Source organism: Vitreoscilla stercoraria DSM 513 (genome assembly GCF_000382305.1).
Classification (GTDB): Bacteria; Pseudomonadota; Gammaproteobacteria; order Burkholderiales; family Neisseriaceae; genus Vitreoscilla; species Vitreoscilla stercoraria.
On the sequence record NZ_KB908024.1, the window covers coordinates 20,015 to 41,918 of the forward strand.

A 21,904-nucleotide genomic window follows, 5' to 3' on the forward strand; every position below is an offset into this window, starting at 1 on the left:
AAGCGTCCTGTAAAATTAAAAATGTTTGAAAATTACGTATGATATGTTCATGTTTGGAATGATTGTTTTGTATACAATTGGATGTTTTTAGGCTACATTTAGTGCCAATATACTGAAATGGATGCAACGATGGAAATCGCAATTTGGCAATATTTACTGTATTTGAAATATTTTGGCGTCGCCTTAATCATGTTGGTGGTGTTTGCGGCGGTGTATACACGCATCACGCCGATTCGGGAATTGGCTGCCATCAAAGAAGGTAATGTGGCGTGTGCTTTGTCTTTCAGTGGGGCGCTGATAGGTTTTTGTATCACTTTGATTTCAAGCATGATGCAATCTGTTGGCATGCTCAGTTTTGTGATTTGGGGTGCTGCTGCGGCCGTGATTCAAATTTTGGTGTATTTTGTGGCGACGCGTTTGATACCAGATGCCGATGAACAATTGCGCAATAACAATGTGGCTGTGGGTATTTTGTTTTTGGGCTTGTCGGTATCCATCGGTATTTTAAATGCCGCTTCATTAAGTTAAAAGGAATGACATTATGGTTTTTAAATCCATTTTTGGCGGTGCGGATGTAGGTGGTTTCATCAAGAAACAATTCATTGATGTCATTCAATGGCCCAATCCTGAACCTGAAGTCTTAATGTGGCGTTTTCCGATTCAAGATGAGGAAATTCAAAACGGCGCTAGCTTAACAGTACGAGATTCGCAAGCGGCGATGTTTGTGGACGAAGGCGTGACAGCCGATGTATTTACAGCGGGTACTTATAAACTCACCACACAAAACTTACCCATTTTGACCAACTTGAAAAACTGGTCAAGAATGTTTGAGTCGCCGTTCAAGTCGGATGTGTATTTCTTCAATATGCGCCAACAATTGTCACGTCGTTGGGGCACGTCTCAGCCTGTCACCATTCGTGACAGTGATTTTGGTGCGGTGGCGGTGCGTGCGTTTGGCATGTATTCATTCCGTATTGCTGACCCTTCTTTGTTTTTCCGTGAAGTGACAGGCGTGACAGTAGAATATCGTGGCAATCAATTAGAAGAACAATTGCGCAATTTGGCTGTGACCAATTTGGCTTCGGCGTTTGGTACTTCAGGCATTCCATTTTTGGACATGGCGGCCAATCAAGTTGGTTTGTCACACAAAATGACAGAATTGCTGCAACCTTTGTTTGCACGCATTGGTTTGTTGCTAGAAAGCTTTACCGTTGAAAGCGTGACCTTGCCTGAAGCTTTGCAAAAACGCATGGACGAGCGCATGGGTATGGGCATTATTGGCGATATGTCACGCTATACCCAATTTCAAACTGCCCAAGCCATTCCCATGGCAGCACAAAATGAGGGTGGGATTGCAGGTATTGGCGCAGGCATTGCCGCTGGTATGGGTATGGGTAATGCCATGACTCAAGCGATGATGCCCGGTATACAACAGCCTCAAATGCCTTATCAACAGCCTTATCAACAACCAACGCTACCTCAACAAACCGCAGCAGTCGGCGCGGGTGCCGCAGCAGGTGCGGCGACGGTAGGAACAGGCGGTGGCGAAGATTTAGCGAGTAAATTGATGCAACTGAAAACTTTGTTAGACCAAGGTTTGATCAGTCAGGATGACTTTGATGCTGCCAAGGCGGAAGTCATTAAAAAAATCACGGGATAACGGTAAAGGTTCAGCGTGGCTAGTTTGTTTCATACGTCTTGTCCTCAATGTGGTGCCAATGTCGAGGTGCAATCTGCTACTGCCGTTACGGTAGTGTGCGGCTCTTGTCATTCGATGTTGGTGCGAAGCGGGGAGCAATTGGCCGCTTCAGGTCGCCATTCGGTATTGTTGCAAGACTTTTCGCCTTTGCAAGTGGGCACCAACGGTTCTTACAAAGGCATGTTGTTCACTTTGGTGGGACGCTTGCAAGTGCAATACGAAGGTGGCAGTTGGAATGAATGGCATGCTTTGTTACATGACGGGCGCAGCACGTGGTTGTCTGAGTCTGCTGATTTGTTTGTGTTTACCGAACTCGAAACCGCCGCGCAAATTGGCGAATTGCCCAAATTTGAAGACATTCAAATTGGCGCCACTTGGTTTTCTTATGGACCCAAGTCTTATGCTGTGGCAGACATCCGCGAAGCCAACCGCAGCCGTTATGCTGCGGAAGGTGAATTGCCGTATATCGTGCCTGAAAATGAAGTGGCGAAAGTGGTCGATTGTCGTAGCACCGACACTTTCATGACGTTAGACTATACCAATGACAATAAGCGGCCTGAAGTATTTATTGGGCAAGGTGTTGAATTATCGGTTTTGGGTTTGCAAAATTTGCGTACCAAAGACCAAATTCAAGAAAGTGCAGGCCGCTTAAAAGGCAGCGCACAAGGCAGTAAATGTCCCAATTGCGGTGGTACGGTGCAATGGGTGACAGGTGTGGCCACGCATGTGGTGTGTCATTATTGTCAAAGTCAGATTGATTTCAGTGCAGAACAAGCGGTTGTGGTGGAAACGCGCAACATGCGCATGGAACAAGACAACGCTTTTACATTGAATCTGGGCAGCCAAGCGACGATTATGAGGCAACAATGGTGGGTCATTGGTGCGATGAAACAATCGGAAGTGGCGGGCAATGCGGCACGTTCGACTTTGTATCCTGGTAATCAACCTAAAATCTTAGTCCCTGAGGGCGATCCTTGGTGTGAGTATTTATTGTATGCGCCTGAAAAAGGTTTTTTGTGGTTGACTGAAATGTCAGGCAATCGTTGGGCCATTGCCAAGACTTTGAATACGTGGCCACAGTTACAAATGCCTTTGCGTCCTATTAACGATAACAAGCGTCCTGTAAACTTATTGTACGATTATGGTGGACAAGTGCAATATGCCGCGGGGGCATTTTATTGGAATGTGGCACCGAAAGACGTTACATATTACACAGATTTTGGTACTGAAAAGAAAAAACTGTCAGCTGCTTTGACCGCATTTGAGCAATCTTGGTCGGCTGTGACTGAAATTCCTGCTGCGGCAGTGGCTGCATGGTTTCAAAACAATCAAATTGCCAAGCCAATGGAGTTGGGTCAAGCCAATCAATTGGCACAAAATGCCTTGCGCGTTGAGGCGAGTCATTTTAATGCTGGTGCAGGAGCTGCGGCTGTCAATACGGCTTCTAATGCCGTAGGCTCTAACAAAGCCATGATTTGGCTCTTGATTTATTTGGTCTTGAATTTTCCTGCCATGCTGATGGGTTTGATGGGGGACGGCTTATTTGGTGTCATTATTGTGACCTTGATAGTGCATTGGATTTTGAAAATGATTTTTAATAAAAATACCTGAGGTCAAATAAGGAATCAATATGAAGGGATTTTTTTCTTGGGCTGCGGTAGCATTGTTGGTTGCCAGTACCAGTATCAATTATTCTATGGTTTCTACCAGTAGCACCGCTTCAAAGTCTGGTAACAGTTCAGTGGTACGCACGCCAAGCAGTGGTGGTTGGCACAAATAAGGTTGATTTATGCAGTTAGCAGGGCAACACTGCTTACTTGATGTAAGTGGTATCGATATTGAATGGGCAAAAGATGCTGTACGCATCGAAGCTTTGCTGCGAGAAGTTGCACACGCAGCAGGAGCGACCATTATCAACAGCCATTTTCACACTTTTGGTGCGGGTGGTGGCGTCACTGGCGTTTTGCTATTAGCAGAATCTCATATCAGTATTCACACATGGCCAGAGCATGCTTATGCGGCTTTGGATATCTTTATGTGTGGGTCACATCAAATTGAATTGGCATTGTGTTTGCTTAAGAGCAAAATGCAGTCTGATTTCATTAATATCAATATGATTAATCGCGGTCTTCCAACAAACTTAAATTAATTTTTTTATGACATTAATATTTAATTAATAAGATGATTAGATGATTAGATGATTAGATGATTAATTCTTGAATAAAAACAGATGGTGATGTGAATTATATGGCCGAAATTTGACTATTTTTAATTGATTTAAGTCATATTTTGAAAAGGCTATTTTAGAAAGTTGTTTTTCAGTCAAAATGCCAATGGTTTTAAAAAATTAAATATGCATATAATATAAATTATTTGTCAATTAAAAACAATAAGTTGCATTTATTTTGGAACTTTTAAGTGCGATTTTTCAAAAGTGTTGATATGTTGTTAATGGGTAATCATCTGTAAATTATTTGATATAAATCAAATTTTTGCCTATGATTCATCGCTCTTGTATTGTTCATATATGCATAAGTTTTTCGAGCTAGAAAAATCATAAAGAATCCAAATGGCCCCATAGATGAAATGGTTGAATCCATTTTATCGAATGCCGACAAGTGTAGATTAAAAACACCCACAAAAAAATAGTAATGACACTGATGTATTGAGTGGCTAAGTGTCTTTGCTTTTTCTTGAAACTATGATTGCGTATGAATTTTAAACAAGTCTTTGTTTTTTATAAATTATGGAGTAGTCATGAAAAGTGTCTCGGGTAATGTTTATCATTTAAAGTGGAATGAGTTAACACAAGATTGGGTTGTGATTCACACAGTGGATGTGGACTCTGCTCATGGTATGACTTTATCTAAAGCATCTGTGGTTTCTGCAATGGTCATTGGTTTGGGCAGTCCTGTTGCCTATGCCTCTTCTAGTTATCAGCAAAAATCTTTATTAGAGCGTCAAGGCATTAATGGTCGTGGTGTCACGGTAGCATATTTGGATACTGGTACCAGTTTTGACAATGCCATGTTTGCATTGGGAAATCATCGCAATCAAATTACACAAGGTTTGGCGGTGAATGCGGTTGTCGCTCAAAACAGTGACGGTCGTTTGTATTTCACCGATGACATCCGAACCAGTCAGAGCGAACATGGTACTTGGATGACTTACACCATTTTAAAGCAAGCGCCTCAAGCCAATGTTTTGGTGGGCATGTTGCAAGGTGAAGGTTTTAATGGACGTTTGGAAGACTATTACAATGCAGTGGTCAAAATCTCAAGTGAGCGTCCTGTAAAAATCATTGGCACCAGTACTGCTTGGGGCAATTACAACGATGCGTTGGTGCCTTTTAATTCATACAAAAAACAATATGATCAAATCAAAGCCAATAATGCTTTGGTTGTGTCTGCGGCAGGCAATGATTGGCCAAGCACGTTTGCATATGCGCCTTTAATTGAATACACCGCTTCTATCAACAAAAATGAAGCTTTGAAGTACCAAGGGCAGTATTACGGCCATTGGATTAATGTGACCGGCCTAAATCAAACAGCGACTGATGCGGCGGATGATATTCAGCATTGTAATATCAGTATGTATTACTGTGTTGCTGCGCCACAAGGACCAGCACTGCGTGATGAGCAAGGAGATTTCTTGCGTGATGAAGCTAGCAATATTCGCTATGGTGAATATTATGGTACGTCATGGGCGGCGCCGAATGTTACAGCGATTGCAGGTTTGGTTGAGCAGCGTTATCCATGGATGAGTGCGAAGAACATATTTGAAGTGGTGCTCGGTACTGCTGATGATATTGGTGCTGCAGGCATTGACGAGCAAACAGGTTGGGGTGCGGTAAACCGTGATGCTGCCATCGGTGGTTATGGACAATTTGCTTGGGGTCAAAGTGAATTGGACATTCCCCAAGAACAAACGGCATATTTTGACAATAACATTGGCGATGACCGCTCAGTCAGTAGGGCTGCGGGTGGTTTTGATAAAAAGGGTCGCGGTGTCTTGGTGCTCAATGGCCACAATACCTATCGCGGCAACAGCAATGTGCATGCAGGTACGGTGGTGGTCAATGGTAGCAATGTGAATTCTAGTTTTCATGTTTACCAAGATGCCAATTTGGTCGTTGGAGACGTGAAAGCTTCGGTTAAAAACTTGAACAATGCAGGCCGTGTTTCTTTGGCACATGTGAACAGTGAGCTGGATGTTTTAGGCAACTATCATGGTGAAACAGGCAGTCACATGGATGTGTATGCGCATTTGTCTGTAGCAGATCAAGTACAAATGGGTTCTGTGAACATTCATGGCAATAGCAGTGGCGAGAGTGCGGTGTCTGTGCGCCAAGCGGGCGGTGCGAATGGTTTGATTGCCAATCGCCAAGCCGAAGCCGATGGTTATTTGTTGATTGCGGTCAAAGGTGATTCCAAAGCGCAGTTTAAACAAGTCGGTCGGATTACTGCAGGAGCGTATGAATACCAATTACAACGAGGCCAAACCAATGCCAATAATTGGTATTTGAAAACAGAAGTCACCAAACCTGAAACACCTGTGGCAACCAATAGTCCATTGACACCTGAAGCCGATGAGTCGTTAGATTCTCAACCACAAACGCCACCATTGCAAAACAATGGCTCTTTGACATCCAAACCAACGGAAAGTCAGCCAGCTCAACCTGAAATCGATCAATTGCAAGATACTCAACCGCAAACACCGCCAGTGCAAAACAATGGTTCTTTGGGGTCTAATTCAGTTGCCAATGAGCCTGTGCTACCACAGACAGAAAATAAGCCTAATCAGCCTGAAAGTGGTTTGGTGGAAGCGGTGCCAAATGTTACGGATACTGATACAGAGACGGTGACAGGTAATCTTGCGCAATCGAATCAGCCGAGTCAGCCAGTACCGTCTGCCATAGTTGCTACGCCTGTATACCGTCCTGAAGCGGCGACTGTCATTGGTCATCAAGTGGCAGTGCATCAATTGTTTGATATGCATACTTTGGGTGCGCGTCGCCAATTTCAGCAGCGCAATGTGAATAATTTAGGCAATCAAAAAGACGTTTGGGTGGCTTATCGCCGTGATGATGAGCATTATGATGTGGGTGGCAAACAAGTGCGTTTGGATGCGACGTATGATGCGGTGCAAACAGGCGTGAAAATCATTGGTAATGATCATTTTCAAGTGGGCGTGACTGCCGCTTATGGTCAATATGATTCACGCAGCCGCTCTAAAATTACGGTGTATGAATCCAAAGGCAAAACCACAGCTTATGCCGCTGGTGCGTATGCAGAGTATGCACAACAACCTGATTCAGGCAAAGGCTTAAAAGTGAGTAGCCAAATTTTGTGGAATCAATTTGATTATGAACTCAATGGTGAAAATGCCGCAGCGGTAAAATATGCTGCCAAAGGCGTGAGTGTGCAAAACAAAGTATCTTATGGTTTTGAACATACCAATGCCAAGGGTTCACGCTTTAGCATACAGCCACAAGTGATGGTCGATCATCACAATATCAAAGCCAATAGCGTGACTTTGAGCGATGGGACTGAGGTGAAAACCAACAATAAGGCTTTATGGCGTGTGGGTGCGGGTGTGAAAGTACAGGCCGATATGGCTGTGGGTCAGAATTCACGCATCAAACCGTATGCTGAAGTCAATGTATATCAGCAAAATCGAAATTTATCGGTTGAAATGGACCATCATCGTGTAATATTTGATGGTCAACGTAAAGTAGTAGATACGCAAGTCGGTGTAGTGGCACAAGTAGGGGCGCAAACAGAAGTTTGGGCTGGTGCTGGTATGCAATGGGGTGACTCAGGTTATCGCAAAGCCAGCGGACAGATAGGTGTTCGTTATCATTTTTAGTCGTACAATAAATTGAGCCCATCCACTGTGGGCTCAATTTACAAAAATATATATTATTAATATCATTATGAAACATTTAGATCAAGCTTCTATTTTTGTATCCATTGCTGCATATCGGGATCCACAATTGCCCACGACTGTACGGTCTTTGTTGGAAAATGCAGATCACCCAGAACGTATTTTTATTGGTATTTTTAACCAAGTACACTTACAAAAAGACAAGGATTGTCTGGTACACAACCATCCACAAGTGTTGCAACACATTTTGGACTATACAGAGGCACAAGGCGCTTGTTGGGCGCGTGGTTATGTGTGGAATAAATTGTTAGGCGACCAAGATTTTGCCTTGCAAATTGACAGTCACAGCCGTTTTGCCGAAGGTTGGGATACGACGGTTTTAAATATGTACGCCAAATTGAAGGATGAAAATGCCATCATTACCCATTATCCTATGGGTTTGGATACGGAGAAAAATTCGTTGGATCCGCAAATGTACACGTATTTTAATGTACAAAGCTTCCGCAACACCCAATTGCCTGATGTCACTTCAGGTGCGATTGATTTGCGTCACGCGCCTGAAACGTGTTCTAAAACAGCATTTGTGGCAGCAGGTTGTATGTTTGGTGCGAGCCGTATTTTCAAGCAAGTACCATATGATCCTTATATTTATTTTCATGGCGAAGAAATTACCTATGCCGCACGTTTGTGGACGCATGGTTATAATTTGTATTTACCGAATCAGCCATTTATGTGGCATGACTATAAAAATTTAAATAAACGCCCATTGCATTGGCAAGACCACAAAGAATGGCGTTTGAAAGACATGTTGGCACAACAGCGCTGTCGTCATTTGATGCGCATTAAGGCCGTTGATGACCCACGCGCATTGCAGTATTTAGAGCATTATGGCATGGGTTTTGAGCGCAGTTTGGATGAATACCAATCTTTTTCAGGCATTCATTTTAGACGTCAATTGCTCACCGAGCGAGCCAGAAGCGGTAAGCAATACGGTTGATATTGAGTCCATAAATAAGCGTCCTGTAAACTTTACAGGACGCTTATTTTGTCTGCTCAGTTGATTAGCTGTTGACTGGTGCAAAAGCTGCATCCACTGCATCGGCAAATGCTGCCAAAGATGGAAACGCCAAATCAGGTGTGACTTCGGCTTTTGGGTCAGGTGTTGCGCCCCAACCGGGTTTGTCATGGCGGCGATTGATCCAAATTGTGTCTAAATCGACGGCTTTGGCAGGAACATGGTCGTGAAATAAAGATTGCGCCACATGCAATAATTGCGCTTTTTCAACCTCTAAATCGGTAATGCGTTCCAATAAAAATTGAAAATTGCGTGCGCTTGGCTTGTAAGAACCAATGGCTTGAGCGGTATTGATTTGGTCAAAATCCACTTGCAAATGTTGGATGCTGCCGGCAACACCTTCTTCATGCACATTTGATAAAATGATGAGTTTGTAATGTTGTTTCAAACGCTGCAAAGCTTCAGCCGAATCTGCAAACGCAGGCCATTGTGGTACGGAACGTCCTAAAGCTTGGACATCGGCATCGTTAATAGGCAAATTCAAGGTTTTGGCGGTGCGGCGAAAAGCGGCCTGTAACACTTCAGGATAAGCCAAACTTGGGTACTCAGCTTCTACAGCGGCTTCGTGATCGGCATAAGCCAATAACAAAGCCTCATCATCCAAATCGGAGCCTTGTTTTTTCGCCCAAGCTGACAACACAGCGGCAATGCCTGCTTCCCAATCAATCAACGTACCGTAAACATCAAAACTCAATGCCGAGTAAGCGGTTAAATCTAACATAAACAACCTTTCTAAATGTGTGTGAAAAGTGTTGCTGCGACAAAAAAGCCCATTCATATAGAATGGGCTGAAAAAGTTTTAACCTGTGTTGCGTAAGCCTTGGGCAATGCCGTTAATCGTGCCGTGCACCAAATTCAACGTATTGGTGCGTTCAGGCTCTGCTTTGAGCTGGTGTAATAAATGAATTTGCAGCCAATTCAAAGCATTCAAAAATGGCATGCGCAACGCCAAAGAGCGAGCCAAAGAGCGATTGTGTACCAACAATTGTTGTGAGCCCAAAATGTCTGCCAAAGCTTGGCGGCTGCGTTGGTATTCTTCTTCAATCAAGCCGAAAATGACTTGTGCTTGTTCTGCATCTTGACCCAATGAAATATACGAACGGGCAATGTCCAAATCGGTTTTGGCCAATACTTGTTCCATGTTGGATAACATCGCTTGGACGAATGCCGAATGTTTGGCTTGGTGGCGTAAAATGTTCAAAGCGTCGGGATTTTGTTCGCACACGGTTTGTACGGCGGTACCAAAACCATACCAAGCGGGCAAAATCAAACGGGTTTGCGTCCAAGAGAATACCCAAGGAATCGCACGCAAATCTTGAATGCGCGCCAAGGTTTTGCGCGAAGCGGGGCGGCTGCCAATATTCAACGAGGCAATTGCTTCAATTGGTGTGATTTGTAAGAAGAAATCAATGAAACCTGAATGGGTAATCAATTGACGGTAATGCTTGAATGCTGCATCTGACAAGGCTTGCATCAATTCAGTATCAGGGTTTTCAGTGGTATGCGGCAATAAGCTCGCTTCCAAAGTTGCCGCCACAAACGCTTCTAAATTGCGCTGCGCATTGCCTTCATCGGTGTATTTGGCAGAAATGACTTCACCTTGTTCGGTAATACGAATTTGGTTTGCCACCGAGCCAACAGGTTGCGCCAAAATCGCTTGGTAAGAGGGACCACCACCACGACCCACGCTGCCACCACGACCATGGAACAAGCGCATTTTGACATTGTGTTTGGCAAATACTTCGACCAATTGCGCTTCGGCTTGGTACAAACACCATTGGCTGGTGACGTAACCGCCGTCTTTATTGCTGTCTGAGTAGCCAAGCATGATTTCTTGGCGATTGTCACGGCTTTGCAGCAAAGCTTGGTACCAAGGCAAGCCAAACAAATCGTCCATCACCACAATACAACCTTCTAAGGCTTCGATGGTTTCAAACAAAGGCACGATGTTTACGCGTGCGCTTGGTTTGCCATCATCGTCTACCGACAATAATCCCGATTCTTTCAACAACAAAGCCAAGCACAACATGTCGCTGACGGTTTCGCAGTTGGAAATAATCGATTGGTTGATGGCATTTTCACCAAAGCGGTTTTTAATCTCGTAAGCGGCCTGAAAAATCGCCAATTCACGCTGGGTTTCGGCACTGTAAGTGACAAAGCGGTTGAATAAAGGGCGTTGATTCGACAATTCACGCAGTAATACTTGGCTGCGCTGGGCATCGTCCAAACTTAAAAAATCTTCCAAACCTGCATGTTTGAACAAGTCGGCAACTGTATCTGCATGGTGTGCAGCGTGTTGGCGCAAATCCAATGGCATCAAGTAAAAACCAAACACCGATGCGGCACGAATCAATTGTTGCAAGCGACCTTGAGCCAGCAAACGGCTGCCGTTTTGTGTGAGTGAGTCGGCGATGGCTTCCAAATCTGCAATAAAATCTTCCACTTGTGCATAAGGCTCTAACAAGCCCACGCGCGAACCCAAAGTCAAACCCAATGAGCGTCCTGAAGCTACGAGGCGCGCCACCACGGTTGCAAGGGCTCTGCGATAAGGTTCTTCATGACGGGCACGTTCCAAATCAGGAGAGGCATCTGACAATGCACGCACCGCAGGGCTGACACGCACACGGCGGTCTGATAAAGGCAATTCTTTGTAGAGTTCAGCCAATTCATCACGGTAATGGTGAAAAATCACATCGGCTTGTTTTAAAAATGCAAAGCGCAAAGTATCGGCACTGACATTCGGATTACCATCGCGGTCGCCGCCAATCCAACCGCCAATATTCAAAATATTCGGCAATTGAATATCAGGATAAGCGTCCTGTAAGGTGCGTTGCATATTGCGATAAAGCTTGGGTAAGGCTTGTAAAAAACTCAAATTGAAATAACCCAAACCATTGCTGATTTCGTCTTCCACCGTGATTTTGAACCAGCGCGTTTCATTGGTTTGCCATAATGTTAGTAAAGTGGCGCGGATGTTCCATTCCAAATCTTCCAAATCGTGGTTGCTTAAGGTGCGAGAGCGTTGGTCTAAAATGGTGCGAATGTGGCGGTTGATGCCCAAAATGGTTTGGCGCTGTACTTCGGTAGGATGCGCTGTCAAAACCGCAGAAATTTGCGTTTCATTCAAAGCGTCCTGTAATTGTTGGCGGCTTAATTTGGGTTTTAAAGCCGCTACGGTGGCGCGCAAACTGCCAGAATGTTGCAAATCGCCTTCTTGTTCGTGGCTTAAGCGGCGGCGTTCGTGATGGGTATCTTCAGCGATATTGAACACTTGCGCAAACAAACTACATGCACGAATCAATTGTTCGGTTTGGGTGTCGTTCAGCGTCGGCAACCATGTTTTCAAAGTGCTTGCTGCGTCTTGTGTGCGCAATAACTCATTTACCACTTTTAAGACCGTGGCATCGGTTTCATGCTCTAAAACATGCAATAAAGCGCCACTTAAGAAAGACACATCGGCTAAAAGCGGTGCGTCTTTAGGGTTGCTGAGCAACGAGTGTAACAACATACCAACCATTCCTTTCAAAACGAATTGAGTCCTACAACTGATATCATCAAATTATTGTATTGATTTCAGTCTATTAGCATCTAAATTAGTGTGTTTTATCAAGGCTTAATTGTTAATTGTTTGAAATATTAAGGAATTTTTTTTTAAGGCAAGCACTTGAATTTGTCTATATCAGCCTTATCTCGTGCATCAGAGGTTGTTGCAAGTATTCTCATCAAATATGAAATATGAGAATGGCGCACTTATCATAGATTATGATTCAACGCGGATAATCCGCACTCGTTTATTTTGGAGAGTTACACATGGCTATTCGTCCTTTACATGACCGCATTGTTGTTAAACGTGTTGAAGCTGAAGAAAAAACCGCTTCTGGTATCGTATTGCCAGGTGCTGCGGCTGAAAAACCAGATATGGGTGAAGTTGTGGCTGTTGGCGCGGGCAAACGCAATGACAACGGCGAACGCCAAGCTTTGGATGTGAAAGTTGGCGACAAAGTGATTTTTGGTAAATATTCAGGCCAAACCGTGAAAATTGACGGTCAAGAATTGTTGGTAATGAAAGAAGACGAAGTCTTCGCTATCATGGGTTAATCATCATGGCAAAACGAGCACCTGCGGCTAAAAAAGCCGTTGTCACAGACACTGCGCCACGCCCATTACATGAAAATGAACAAACTGCGACTTCGGTCGCTGGTGAAAGCCAAGATACGTTTGTGTTTCGTTTTTGGGAGTTAGGTCAATTAGACGGTGGTAAGCAAGGCGTGGAAATTGGACATGACGGCGCGCCGATAGATTTGTTCGTTTTTGATGAGACCAATTTTGAAGCTTACAAAACAGGTCAACAGCATCAATACTTAGGTGGCTTTGGTATCACGGCGGCTCGCCATTTGTTCCAAATCCCATTCGATGGCAAATGGTTTTTGGCGGCTCGCCCAGTCAATCCGGATGACCAATACGAAGTCGCTTATCGCATTATGAATTTCAATTGAATATAGATTAATTTTTGGAGACGCACCATGGCAGCAAAAGAAGTTAAATTTGGCAACGACGCCCGTCAAAAAATGGTTGAAGGCGTAAACGTTTTGGCCAACGCAGTAAAAGTGACTTTGGGTCCTAAAGGCCGCAACGTGGTATTGGACCGTGCATTCGGTGGCCCACACATCACCAAAGACGGTGTATCTGTGGCCAAAGAAATCGAATTGAAAGACAAATTCGAAAATATGGGTGCGCAATTGGTGAAAGAAGTCGCTTCTAAAACCAACGACATCGCAGGTGACGGCACTACTACTGCAACAGTATTGGCTCAAGCGGTTGTGGCTGAAGGCATGAAATACGTGACTGCGGGCATGAATCCTATGGACTTGAAACGCGGTATCGACAAAGCGGTCAACGCTTTGGTTGAAGAATTGAAAGTGATTGCCAAACCAGTTCCAGAAAAATCAAAAGAAATTGCGCAAGTGGCGTCTATTTCTGCTAACTCTGACACTTCTATCGGCGACATCATCGCTCAAGCGATGAACGAAGTAGGCAAAGAAGGCGTGATCACTGTTGAAGATGGCAAATCTTTGGAAAACGAAGTAGAAGTGGTGAAAGGCATGCAGTTTGATCGCGGCTATTTGTCTCCTTACTTCATCAACAATGCTGAAAAACAAATCGCTGAATTGGATGCGCCATTTGTATTGTTGTACGACAAAAAAATCAGCAACATCCGCGAATTGTTGCCAGTTTTGGAACAAGTGGCTAAAACCAGCCGCCCTTTGTTGATCATCGCTGAAGACGTTGATGGCGAAGCGTTGGCAACTTTGGTGGTGAACAATATCCGTGGCATTTTGAAAACCGTTGCTGTTAAAGCACCTGGTTTCGGTGACCGTCGCAAAGCCATGTTGCAAGACATCGCGATTTTGACCGGTGGTACTGTGATTGCTGAAGAAGTAGGCTTGTCTTTGGAAAAAGCCACTTTGGAAGATTTGGGTCAAGCCAAACGCATCGAAGTGGGCAAAGAAAACACCACCGTGATTGATGGTGTGGGTGGCAAAGAAGTGGTTGACGCACGTGTGAAAGAAATCCGTCAACAAATCGAAGTTTCAACCAGCGAATACGACAAAGAAAAATTGCAAGAGCGTGTTGCCAAATTGGCAGGCGGCGTTGCAGTGATCAAAGTTGGCGCAGCAACTGAAGTTGAAATGAAAGAGAAAAAAGACCGTGTGGACGATGCGTTGCATGCGACTCGCGCTGCGGTTGAAGAAGGTGTGGTACCTGGCGGTGGCGTTGCTTTGTTGCGCGCTCGTTCGGCTTTGGTTGAATTAAAAGGTGACAACGCTGAACAAGATGCGGGTATCAAAATTGTATTGCGCGCGATTGAAGAGCCTTTGCGCCAAATCGTTCAAAACGCAGGCGACGAGCCTAGCGTGGTGGTAAACGAAGTGTTGAAAGGCGAAGGCAACTTCGGTTACAACGCTGGCACGGGCGAATACGGCGACATGTTGGAAATGGGTGTATTGGATCCTGCTAAAGTGACACGTTCTGCATTGCAACACGCAGCGTCTATCGCTAGCTTGATTTTGACCACTGATGCGATGGTAGCTGAAATCCCTGAAGACAAACCTGCAATGCCTGATATGGGTGGTATGGGTGGCATGGGCGGCATGATGTAATTCATGTAGCTATATGTTTAAAAAAACCTCGCTTAGGCGGGGTTTTTTATTTGTCAGTTATAATGCGTATTGAAAATCAAGCGTCCTGTAAGGAGAAGACAATGCAACGCAATGAATTGATGACGTGGATACACAACCAATTACAGGTCGATGTATTCAAAGATTACGCCCCCAATGGTTTGCAATTGCAAGGCAAAGCCGAGATTGGGCATATCACTTGTGCGGTGACAGCGAGCTTGGCGGCAATTGAAGCGGCAGTGGCTAATGGTTCGGATTTATTGCTTGTGCACCACGGCTGGTTTTGGAAAAGTGAACCGACAGTGATTACCGATTGGAAATTCAAACGCATTCAAACGGCGATGCAAGCAGGTTTGAACATTGCAGGCTACCATTTGCCTTTGGATGCGCATCCGCAATGGGGCAACAATGCACAATTGGCGCATGTTTTGGGTTTGAAAATGCAAGCACAATTTGGACATCAAAATTTGTTGGCGCAAGGCGTGTTACAGGACGCTTTGAGTTTGGCGGATTTTAATCAGCAAATTGAAACGGCTTTGCAGCGCCAACCTACTGTGATTGGGCGTCCTGAAAAACCAATCCAGCGTGTGGCTTGGTGTACGGGTGGGGCGCAAGGCTTTTTTCAGGACGCGATTGATGCGGGCGTGGATGCTTATATCACGGGCGAGATTTCGGAAGCGCAATACCATTTGGCGAACGAAACTGATGTGGCGTTTATTGCCGCAGGACACCATGCTACCGAGCGTTACGGCATTCAAGCTTTGGCTAGCGCGATTGAAGTTGAGTTTGGCATAGCGCATCAATTTTTTGATGAAGCCAATCCTGCTTAAGCAAAGCCTCAGTCCAATCTTCATCACACCGCTTTATGGCGGCGTTATTGGCTTGAATGTCTAAAAAAAGGAATCAACATGCGTTTGTGGCACCATGATTTGCTGCCGTATTTACCGCGCAGCCAGCTTTTAGCACAATGGCGTGAGTTAAACAGCATTTATGCCAAAGAAGACCAACATGTGTTAATCAATTATGTTTACGAATATCCGAAAGAGGATTTGTATGCATACAGTTTGATGGTGGTTGCGCAAATGCAAGCGCGAGGCTTTCAGATTCGGGCTTGGGACAAGTATGAGGCATATTTTGCAGTTTACAGGACGCTTAAACCATCGCAATTACCTCGTCAGCCTTTTGCCAAACACCATGACGGTGCATATTTGAATGTGTGTTTTTTCAATTTGTATGAAAAGTGGGTGTGTGGGCAAAAAGATTATCCTATTGAATTGTTTGAATCTTTAAAAAATTTTTGGTTGACGAAGACCGCAGCGCAAAACAGCGATAAAGAAGTTTTTTTAAACAGCTTGCTCCGAAGTATATCTTGATTGGATTCAATGGCTTAAACTCTTAAACTGGCTTTTTTGATAAAAATTTCTTATAATACAAAAGATTAACTTTTTTAGTAGGAGTGCTCTTTATTATGATGATTTTATATTCAGGTATTACTTGCCCATTTAGCCAACGTTGTCGCATCGTGTTGTTTGAAAAAGGCATGGACTTTGAAATCAAAGACGTGGACATTTTCAATAAGCCAGAAGATTTGGCTTTGATGAATCCTTACAACCAAGTACCTGTTTTGGTAGAGCGTGATTTGGTTTTGCATGAGTCTAACATCATCAATGAATACATTGATGAGCGTTTCCCACACCCTCAATTGATGCCAGCCGATCCGATTCAGCGTGCGCGTGGTCGTTTGTTCTTATACCGTTTGGAACGTGAATTGTTCAGCCATGTACAAGTGTTGGAAAATGCAGCCAGTACCAAAAAAGAGCAAGAACGCGCGCGTGATGCGTTGACTGAAGGTTTGACTTTGATTGCGCCTGTGTTTGCCAAACAAAAATACGTTTTGGGCGAAGAGTTTTCGATGATTGATGTGTCTTTGGCACCATTGTTGTGGCGTTTGGATCATTACGGTATCAAATTGGGTAAATCGGCAGCGCCTTTACTCAAATATGCAGAGCGTTTGTTCCAGCGTGATGCCTTTATTGAAGCATTGACGCCAGCTGAAAAAGCGATGCGCCGTTAAGGAAACATCATGACGACTTCAACCAAACCTTATTTGGTACGTGCTTTGTATGATTGGTGTGTGGACAATGGTTTTACGCCACACATTGCGGTTTGGGTGAACCATTACACCCAAGTGCCGCGCCAATTTGTGCAAGATGAGCAAATTATTTTGAATATCAGTCCAAGTGCCTGCAAAGGCTTGTTGATAGACAATGAGTGGATTCATTTTGAAGCACGTTTTGGTGGTAAAGCAGAAGACATTTGGATTCCTGTTGGACATGTTTTGGGCATTTTTGCACGCGAAAACAATGCGGGCATGGGTTTTGATGTGGAAGCATATGAGCCTGAAGAGGCACAACAGCCCACAGAAGAGACCACGCCTGAAATGGCATTGTTGTCCAAATCAGAACATGCAGAAGTCACAGATGCACCACATGAGGATACAGAAAAACCTGCAAGCAGTTTCTTGAAAATCGTCAAATAAGTCAAAGTCAAAGCCGCTGATTCAGCGGCTTTTTTGATGTCTGTTAAATCATTTTATAAGTGTGGTTGCAGTTTTTGCAAAGTTTCCCACGCGCTGCGTTTGATGGCAGGATTGCGCTGCATTTTAGAAGGGTGGGGAATGCGGAACAAGCGTTCGCTACCGCACCATTCTTGCAAACGTTGCCACAAGCGTTCTTGGTTTTCAGCCAATAACAATACAGGTACTTTAGGCAACAATTGCAACTCACGTTCTAAATACGAGCGACATTGCGCAGCATGGTGTTGCTTGGCGACCAATTCTAAATTCGGTGAGCATTTGATGGCACTGGTCACATACACTTGCTGCGATGTCAGACCGATGGCTTTAATCAATTTTTGCCACATTTCCATAATCTCACCACTGAGCAAATGCCCATGGATGTCATCTTCCAAAGACGGCTGCGGCAAGACCACAATCAAGCGACAATCGCTGATTTCGTGCGCAACCAACGCTTGGCGACGATTGGCAGACAAATCACACAATTGGCAATGGCGAATTTTGTGTGTCAAGCTGGTCAATGTGTCTTGGCTGTAATCGGCTTTGGTGCTGGTCGTTGGAGTTTTTGCGGCTGTGGTGGTGGTTTTGGGATTTTGATGCTGCGCTTGGGCAATGATGGCCAATAAATTGGCAGCACGTTGCGTGACTTTGCGTTGTACGGCTTCCGCTGGCACAGGCTTGGTTTGCGGTGCAGGTGTGGGTGCAGGTGTTTGGATGGGAATGGCTTGGGCAGCTTTGGGAGTAGGACGCTGCTGTAAAGCGTCCTGTAACACCGAAGTGGTCTCGATTGCTAACACAGGTGCAGCAGTAGACACAACAGTCATCGCATGCTCAGGCGCATCGCAAACATAAGCCTCATGACTGAGCCACATTGGACCTAAACCCAATGCTTGGTGCAAATGTATGTGTTGCCCACTTAACATGACCACTCCAAAATCAAAGCATCTTCACGCCCTTCGTCACAAACATAATATGCGCGGCGAATGGCAATTTGTTGAAAGCCTAAAGAGGCATAAGCGCATTGAGCGGTGCGATTGCTGGCGCGCACTTCCAAGAAAATGCGTTGGTTGTGTTGCTGCAAATAGGCAATCAATTGCTTGGCCAAACCTTGGCGGCGAAAAGTGACAGCGGTATTGATTAAATAAATTTCCGCTTCTGCAAACAAACTTTTGCTCACTAGCATAGCGACAATGTGACCATCGTGTTCTATGACATCGATGCTGTCTTGCGCTAAGCTTTGTTGCAATTGCTTGAGCGTCCATGGATGTGGGTTACAGGCCGCTTCTAATGCCGCCAATTGTGGCAAATCATCACCGTTTGCAGGGCGCATCAACATGTTTTGCGAGCAGCTTGTTCGATGGCGGTTAAGGCGACTTTGTTGCGCACATAACGCAAATGCACGGCGCTGGCGTCGGTGGCTTCAAAACGACCGCTCAAAGCCAAATTCAAATAATCAACTGCCGTTGGCATGTCTGAGCGTCCTGTAACAGGCAATTGTTCGGCATACACATTATAAGCATTGCCGATGCCTGTGGCGGTCGTGATGCCTTCAGGCAAGGCAATGTCTTGGGCTTTACCGACCATGTCTTCGCTTAAACGCGTCAAGTTTTGCGTATTGAACCAAGCATAAAATACTTCGCCCATGCGCGCATCGCTGGCAGCCAATACATACGCTTCGTTGGTTGCCAATGAAGCGATGGCTTCCAAACAGTCGATGCCGATTAAAGGCAAATTTTGTGCCAAAGCCAAACCTTGCGCTACGCCCAAACCAATACGCAAGCCCGTGAAAGCACCAGGACCTTGTGCATACACGATGCAACCTAAGTCTTGGCGACTTAAGGATGCTTGTTTTAACAAAGCGTCTAAAGCGGGTAAAATCAAGGCAGATTGTTTGGTACCGACTTCTTCATGATGTGACCATGTTTGACCTTGTGCATAAATGGCCAAAGAAAGGTAAGAAGTGGAGGTGTCTATTGCCAATACGGGGCGGGAAAAATCAGCATTCATTGCAAGTTATCAGCACTACATTAAAGACATGATTATAACAGACTCAAAACCATATATAGGCAGATTTGCACCCAGTCCTACAGGACGCTTGCACATTGGTTCATTATTGACTGCGGTGGCATCATTTTTAGATGCCCGTTCCAAGCGAGGCATTTGGTTGGTGCGCATGGAAGATTTGGATCCGCCGCGAGAAATGGCAGGCGCTGCCGACGATATTTTGCGTACTTTGGAAGCGTTTTCGTTAACGTGGGATGGGGCGGTGATGTACCAACACCAGCGCCATGCAGCGTATCAAGCTGTGTTGGAACAATTACAACAGCAAGATGTGGTGTATCCTTGTTTTTGTAGTCGCAAAGACATTGCAGCTGCCAAGCCTGTGATGGGTGTGGATGGTTGGGTGTATCCGCGTCGTTGTGAAGATGCAAGCTGGCGTATCGCCAAAGCCGACAAACAAGCTGCTTGGCGGGTGCGGGTGCCTGATGCGGTGTTCGGGTTTGACGATGCGATTGTGGGACATTATGAGCAAAATTTGGCCAAGCAAGTAGGCGATTTTGTGTTGAAACGAGCCGATGGTTGGTGGGCGTATCAATTGGCGGTGGTGGTGGACGATGCCGAGCAAGGCATGACGCATGTGGTGCGAGGACAAGATTTGTTGGTATCCACACCAAGACAATTGCATTTGCAGCAATTATTGGGTTTTTCAACACCACATTATGCACATCTGCCGTTGCTCACTAATGCAGAAGGACAAAAATGGTCTAAGCAAACCTTGGCACCTGCTTTGAATTGGTCAGCAAAAGAGGCTTTGATGAACCAAATCTTGGATATTTTGGGTTTACCCAAGCGTCCTGAAAGCCAAATGACGTGTGAGCAATTGTTACAATGGGCGACCTTGTATTGGGATATTAACCAAGTGTGTCCTGAAGCCCAAGTGGTGGTGTAAAATTGCGTCATGGAACTTGAAAGCGCGTGGGCATCTCTCATATTCTATTGAATACAAGCAAATTGATTTTTGTGTGAGGAGTGGGTAAATGAGCAAATTGGCGATGTTATTGCATGCGATCGGTCGCAATTCTGAATCCAAAGCGGCGGCCTTGGCTACTGCTGCCACAACAGGCATAGCGGTGGCTAAATTTTTAGGGCGGCGTTCGATTTATGGTGCGGTCGCTGGCGTAGGTGTGAGTTTGATTGCGAAAAAAATGGCTAAAAAAAGCTTAAAGCGCAAGCAATCTGATTCTGCCAAAGATGTCATCATAGATCATGCGCCTTTACAGCCTGATCCAAATGCGCCCAAACGCAAGCCTTAAGGATGTAACACATACAAAAAAAGCCGCCTGAATCAAGCGGCTTTTTTAGATTATCCAAATAACCAAGGAATCAAATAAGGCGCAATGGCTGCACTCAAAATGCCATTGAAAATCAAACCTAAGGTGGCGTAAGCTGCGTATTCAGGGCCTTTTTGCCAAGCGGCATTGATGCCTAATGCGTGCGACGCTGAACCCAAAGCCAAGCCTTGTGCGCTAGCGCGGCGAATGCGGGCGATTTCTAATAATTTAAAACCGATGATTTGCCCTACCAAGCCTGCAAAAATCACACCCACCGCCGTAATGGCAGGAATCGCGCCCAAGCTTTGGGTAATTTCCAAGGCAATTGGATTAGTCACGGACTTGGCAGCCAATGACAGTGCCACGATGTCGGATGCGCCAAACATTTTTGCCAGCCACACGCCTGACACCAAACCGACCATTGCACCGACAAGTTGTGAAATGGTGATAGGCAGCCACAGCTTGATGATTTTGTCGCGCCTTTGGTACAAAGGCACTGCCAAAACGACAACAGCAGGCTTGAGCCAGAACGCCACCATGTCCGCTCCAGCTTCAAAATGGCTGTAATCAATATTGAGTAATTTCAAATAAGCAATCAAGACCACTGTACAAGTCAAAATCGGTGGCAACCACACGCTGCCTGACGTTTTGCGCAGCCACAAAGCAAACTGATATACCGCCAAAATGGTGAACAACATCCACAACGGTTGGGTTAAGAAGCTCATGAACGCTCCTTAGGTGCCAATAATTGTTCTATCCAACCCACGACCCAAATCAGCAACACCGAGCTTAAGACGCTTGCGCCCAATAGTGCGAAAAAATCTCGTTGAATCAAGTCCAAATGGGTAATCAATGCCACGCAAGGTGGAATTAAAAACAAGGCCAAATGTTGCATTAAAAAGTCGGTGATGGCGGTCAATTCTTCTATTTTGACCCACTTCAATTGCAAAGCCAAAAATAACGCAATCAATCCCAAAACACTGGCAGGCAGTGGCCATTGGGTCAGATAAACAATGGCTTCTCCGACTGCCAAGGCAGCAGAAATCGCCAACAAGCCTTTAATCATGTTGCTCCTTTGTGCATGTATTGATTTTTTTATAGATAAACAAGCGTCCTGTAAACCTTACAGAACGCTTGTTTTATTTGATAAGCATAACA

Annotated in this window: 23 protein-coding genes; 16 read left to right on the plus strand and 7 right to left on the minus strand. The window is 45.0% G+C overall.

Annotated elements, in window-relative coordinates; translation table 11 throughout:
- The first annotated feature begins 129 nt into the window (after positions 1 to 129).
- From H150_RS0106255 to H150_RS0106285, 7 genes are all read left to right on the plus strand, one after another.
- Positions 130 to 528 carry a DUF350 domain-containing protein gene (locus tag H150_RS0106255; RefSeq protein ID WP_019958202.1) on the plus strand — a complete coding sequence of 133 codons (399 nt, stop codon included), beginning with the start codon at positions 130 to 132 and terminating at the stop codon, positions 526 to 528.
- Between the two features lie 13 nt (positions 529 to 541).
- On the plus strand, positions 542 to 1,660 hold the full coding sequence (locus tag H150_RS0106260) for an SPFH domain-containing protein (RefSeq protein WP_019958203.1): 1,119 nt from the start codon (positions 542 to 544) through the stop codon (positions 1,658 to 1,660).
- A 15-nt stretch (positions 1,661 to 1,675) separates the two neighbouring features.
- Entirely contained in the window at positions 1,676 to 3,310 is a 1,635-nt protein-coding gene (locus H150_RS13895; protein ID WP_019958204.1) for a DUF4178 domain-containing protein, read from the plus strand.
- A 19-nt stretch (positions 3,311 to 3,329) separates the two neighbouring features.
- The gene (locus H150_RS15100) at positions 3,330 to 3,479 is read left to right on the plus strand and encodes a hypothetical protein (protein WP_019958205.1); all 150 of its coding nucleotides are present in this window, start codon (positions 3,330 to 3,332) and stop codon (positions 3,477 to 3,479) included.
- Positions 3,480 to 3,488: 9 nt separating this feature from the next.
- Positions 3,489 to 3,848, plus strand: a complete 360-nt coding sequence (gene speD / locus H150_RS0106275; protein ID WP_019958206.1) for an adenosylmethionine decarboxylase — start codon at positions 3,489 to 3,491, stop codon at positions 3,846 to 3,848.
- A 608-nt stretch (positions 3,849 to 4,456) separates the two neighbouring features.
- Entirely contained in the window at positions 4,457 to 7,567 is a 3,111-nt protein-coding gene (locus H150_RS0106280) for an autotransporter outer membrane beta-barrel domain-containing protein (protein WP_019958207.1), read from the plus strand.
- Positions 7,568 to 7,634: 67 nt separating this feature from the next.
- A complete protein-coding gene (locus tag H150_RS0106285; protein WP_019958208.1) occupies positions 7,635 to 8,582 on the plus strand; it encodes a GlcNAc-transferase family protein in 948 nt (315 codons plus the stop codon).
- A 64-nt stretch (positions 8,583 to 8,646) separates the two neighbouring features.
- On the opposite strand, the gene H150_RS0106290 is transcribed toward H150_RS0106285, so the two are convergent.
- On the minus strand, positions 8,647 to 9,381 hold the full coding sequence (locus H150_RS0106290) for an HAD-IA family hydrolase (RefSeq protein ID WP_019958209.1): 735 nt from the start codon (positions 9,379 to 9,381) through the stop codon (positions 8,647 to 8,649).
- Positions 9,382 to 9,459: 78 nt separating this feature from the next.
- Complete coding sequence (ppc, locus tag H150_RS0106295) at positions 9,460 to 12,168, minus strand: phosphoenolpyruvate carboxylase (protein WP_019958210.1); 2,709 nt, start codon at positions 12,166 to 12,168, stop codon at positions 9,460 to 9,462.
- 302 nt (positions 12,169 to 12,470) lie between these two features.
- Between ppc and groES the strand changes: the two genes are divergently transcribed.
- The 7 genes from groES to H150_RS0106330 all read left to right on the plus strand — a co-directional run bounded on the left by groES (position 12,471) and on the right by H150_RS0106330 (position 17,378).
- Positions 12,471 to 12,758 (plus strand): co-chaperone GroES, encoded by a 288-nt coding sequence (gene groES / locus H150_RS0106300; protein WP_019958211.1) that lies wholly within the window; start codon positions 12,471 to 12,473, stop codon positions 12,756 to 12,758.
- A gap of 5 nt (positions 12,759 to 12,763) precedes the next feature.
- On the plus strand, positions 12,764 to 13,156 hold the full coding sequence (locus tag H150_RS0106305) for a DUF1883 domain-containing protein (protein ID WP_019958212.1): 393 nt from the start codon (positions 12,764 to 12,766) through the stop codon (positions 13,154 to 13,156).
- A 27-nt stretch (positions 13,157 to 13,183) separates the two neighbouring features.
- Positions 13,184 to 14,821, plus strand: a complete 1,638-nt coding sequence (gene groL, locus H150_RS0106310) for a chaperonin GroEL (RefSeq protein WP_019958213.1) — start codon at positions 13,184 to 13,186, stop codon at positions 14,819 to 14,821.
- A gap of 101 nt (positions 14,822 to 14,922) precedes the next feature.
- Positions 14,923 to 15,669: a Nif3-like dinuclear metal center hexameric protein gene (locus H150_RS0106315; protein ID WP_019958214.1), complete on the plus strand. Its 747-nt coding sequence runs from the start codon at positions 14,923 to 14,925 to the stop codon at positions 15,667 to 15,669.
- Between the two features lie 78 nt (positions 15,670 to 15,747).
- On the plus strand, positions 15,748 to 16,212 hold the full coding sequence (locus H150_RS0106320) for a pyrimidine dimer DNA glycosylase/endonuclease V (protein ID WP_019958215.1): 465 nt from the start codon (positions 15,748 to 15,750) through the stop codon (positions 16,210 to 16,212).
- 95 nt (positions 16,213 to 16,307) lie between these two features.
- On the plus strand, positions 16,308 to 16,913 hold the full coding sequence (locus tag H150_RS0106325; RefSeq protein WP_019958216.1) for a glutathione S-transferase N-terminal domain-containing protein: 606 nt from the start codon (positions 16,308 to 16,310) through the stop codon (positions 16,911 to 16,913).
- A gap of 9 nt (positions 16,914 to 16,922) precedes the next feature.
- Entirely contained in the window at positions 16,923 to 17,378 is a 456-nt protein-coding gene (locus tag H150_RS0106330) for a ClpXP protease specificity-enhancing factor (protein ID WP_019958217.1), read from the plus strand.
- A 53-nt stretch (positions 17,379 to 17,431) separates the two neighbouring features.
- Here H150_RS0106330 and H150_RS0106335 read toward each other — a convergent pair whose 3' ends face one another.
- The 3 genes from H150_RS0106335 to tsaB are packed head-to-tail and all read right to left on the minus strand — an operon-like array spanning position 17,432 to position 19,421.
- Positions 17,432 to 18,337, minus strand: coding sequence for a uracil-DNA glycosylase family protein (locus H150_RS0106335; protein ID WP_019958218.1), 906 nt, complete (start codon positions 18,335 to 18,337; stop codon positions 17,432 to 17,434).
- Positions 18,331 to 18,750, minus strand: a complete 420-nt coding sequence (locus H150_RS0106340; protein WP_019958219.1) for a GNAT family N-acetyltransferase — start codon at positions 18,748 to 18,750, stop codon at positions 18,331 to 18,333. Before H150_RS0106340 ends, H150_RS0106335 begins: the two co-directional genes overlap by 7 nt.
- Positions 18,744 to 19,421 carry a tRNA (adenosine(37)-N6)-threonylcarbamoyltransferase complex dimerization subunit type 1 TsaB gene (gene tsaB / locus H150_RS0106345; protein ID WP_019958220.1) on the minus strand — a complete coding sequence of 226 codons (678 nt, stop codon included), beginning with the start codon at positions 19,419 to 19,421 and terminating at the stop codon, positions 18,744 to 18,746. The genes H150_RS0106340 and tsaB overlap by 7 nt, the downstream gene beginning before the upstream one ends.
- Positions 19,422 to 19,449: 28 nt before the next feature.
- Here tsaB and gluQRS point away from each other — a divergent pair, with 28 nt between their 5' ends.
- Entirely contained in the window at positions 19,450 to 20,364 is a 915-nt protein-coding gene (gene gluQRS, locus H150_RS0106350) for a tRNA glutamyl-Q(34) synthetase GluQRS (protein ID WP_040755737.1), read from the plus strand.
- Positions 20,365 to 20,452: 88 nt separating this feature from the next.
- Positions 20,453 to 20,728: a hypothetical protein gene (locus H150_RS0106355; protein ID WP_019958222.1), complete on the plus strand. Its 276-nt coding sequence runs from the start codon at positions 20,453 to 20,455 to the stop codon at positions 20,726 to 20,728.
- A gap of 50 nt (positions 20,729 to 20,778) precedes the next feature.
- Here H150_RS0106355 and H150_RS0106360 read toward each other — a convergent pair whose 3' ends face one another.
- Together H150_RS0106360 and H150_RS0106365 are read right to left on the minus strand one after the other, a co-directional pair.
- Positions 20,779 to 21,471: an LrgB family protein gene (locus tag H150_RS0106360; protein WP_019958223.1), complete on the minus strand. Its 693-nt coding sequence runs from the start codon at positions 21,469 to 21,471 to the stop codon at positions 20,779 to 20,781.
- Positions 21,468 to 21,812 (minus strand): CidA/LrgA family protein, encoded by a 345-nt coding sequence (locus H150_RS0106365; protein WP_019958224.1) that lies wholly within the window; start codon positions 21,810 to 21,812, stop codon positions 21,468 to 21,470. The genes H150_RS0106360 and H150_RS0106365 overlap by 4 nt, the downstream gene beginning before the upstream one ends.
- Positions 21,813 to 21,904: the final 92 nt, after the last annotated feature.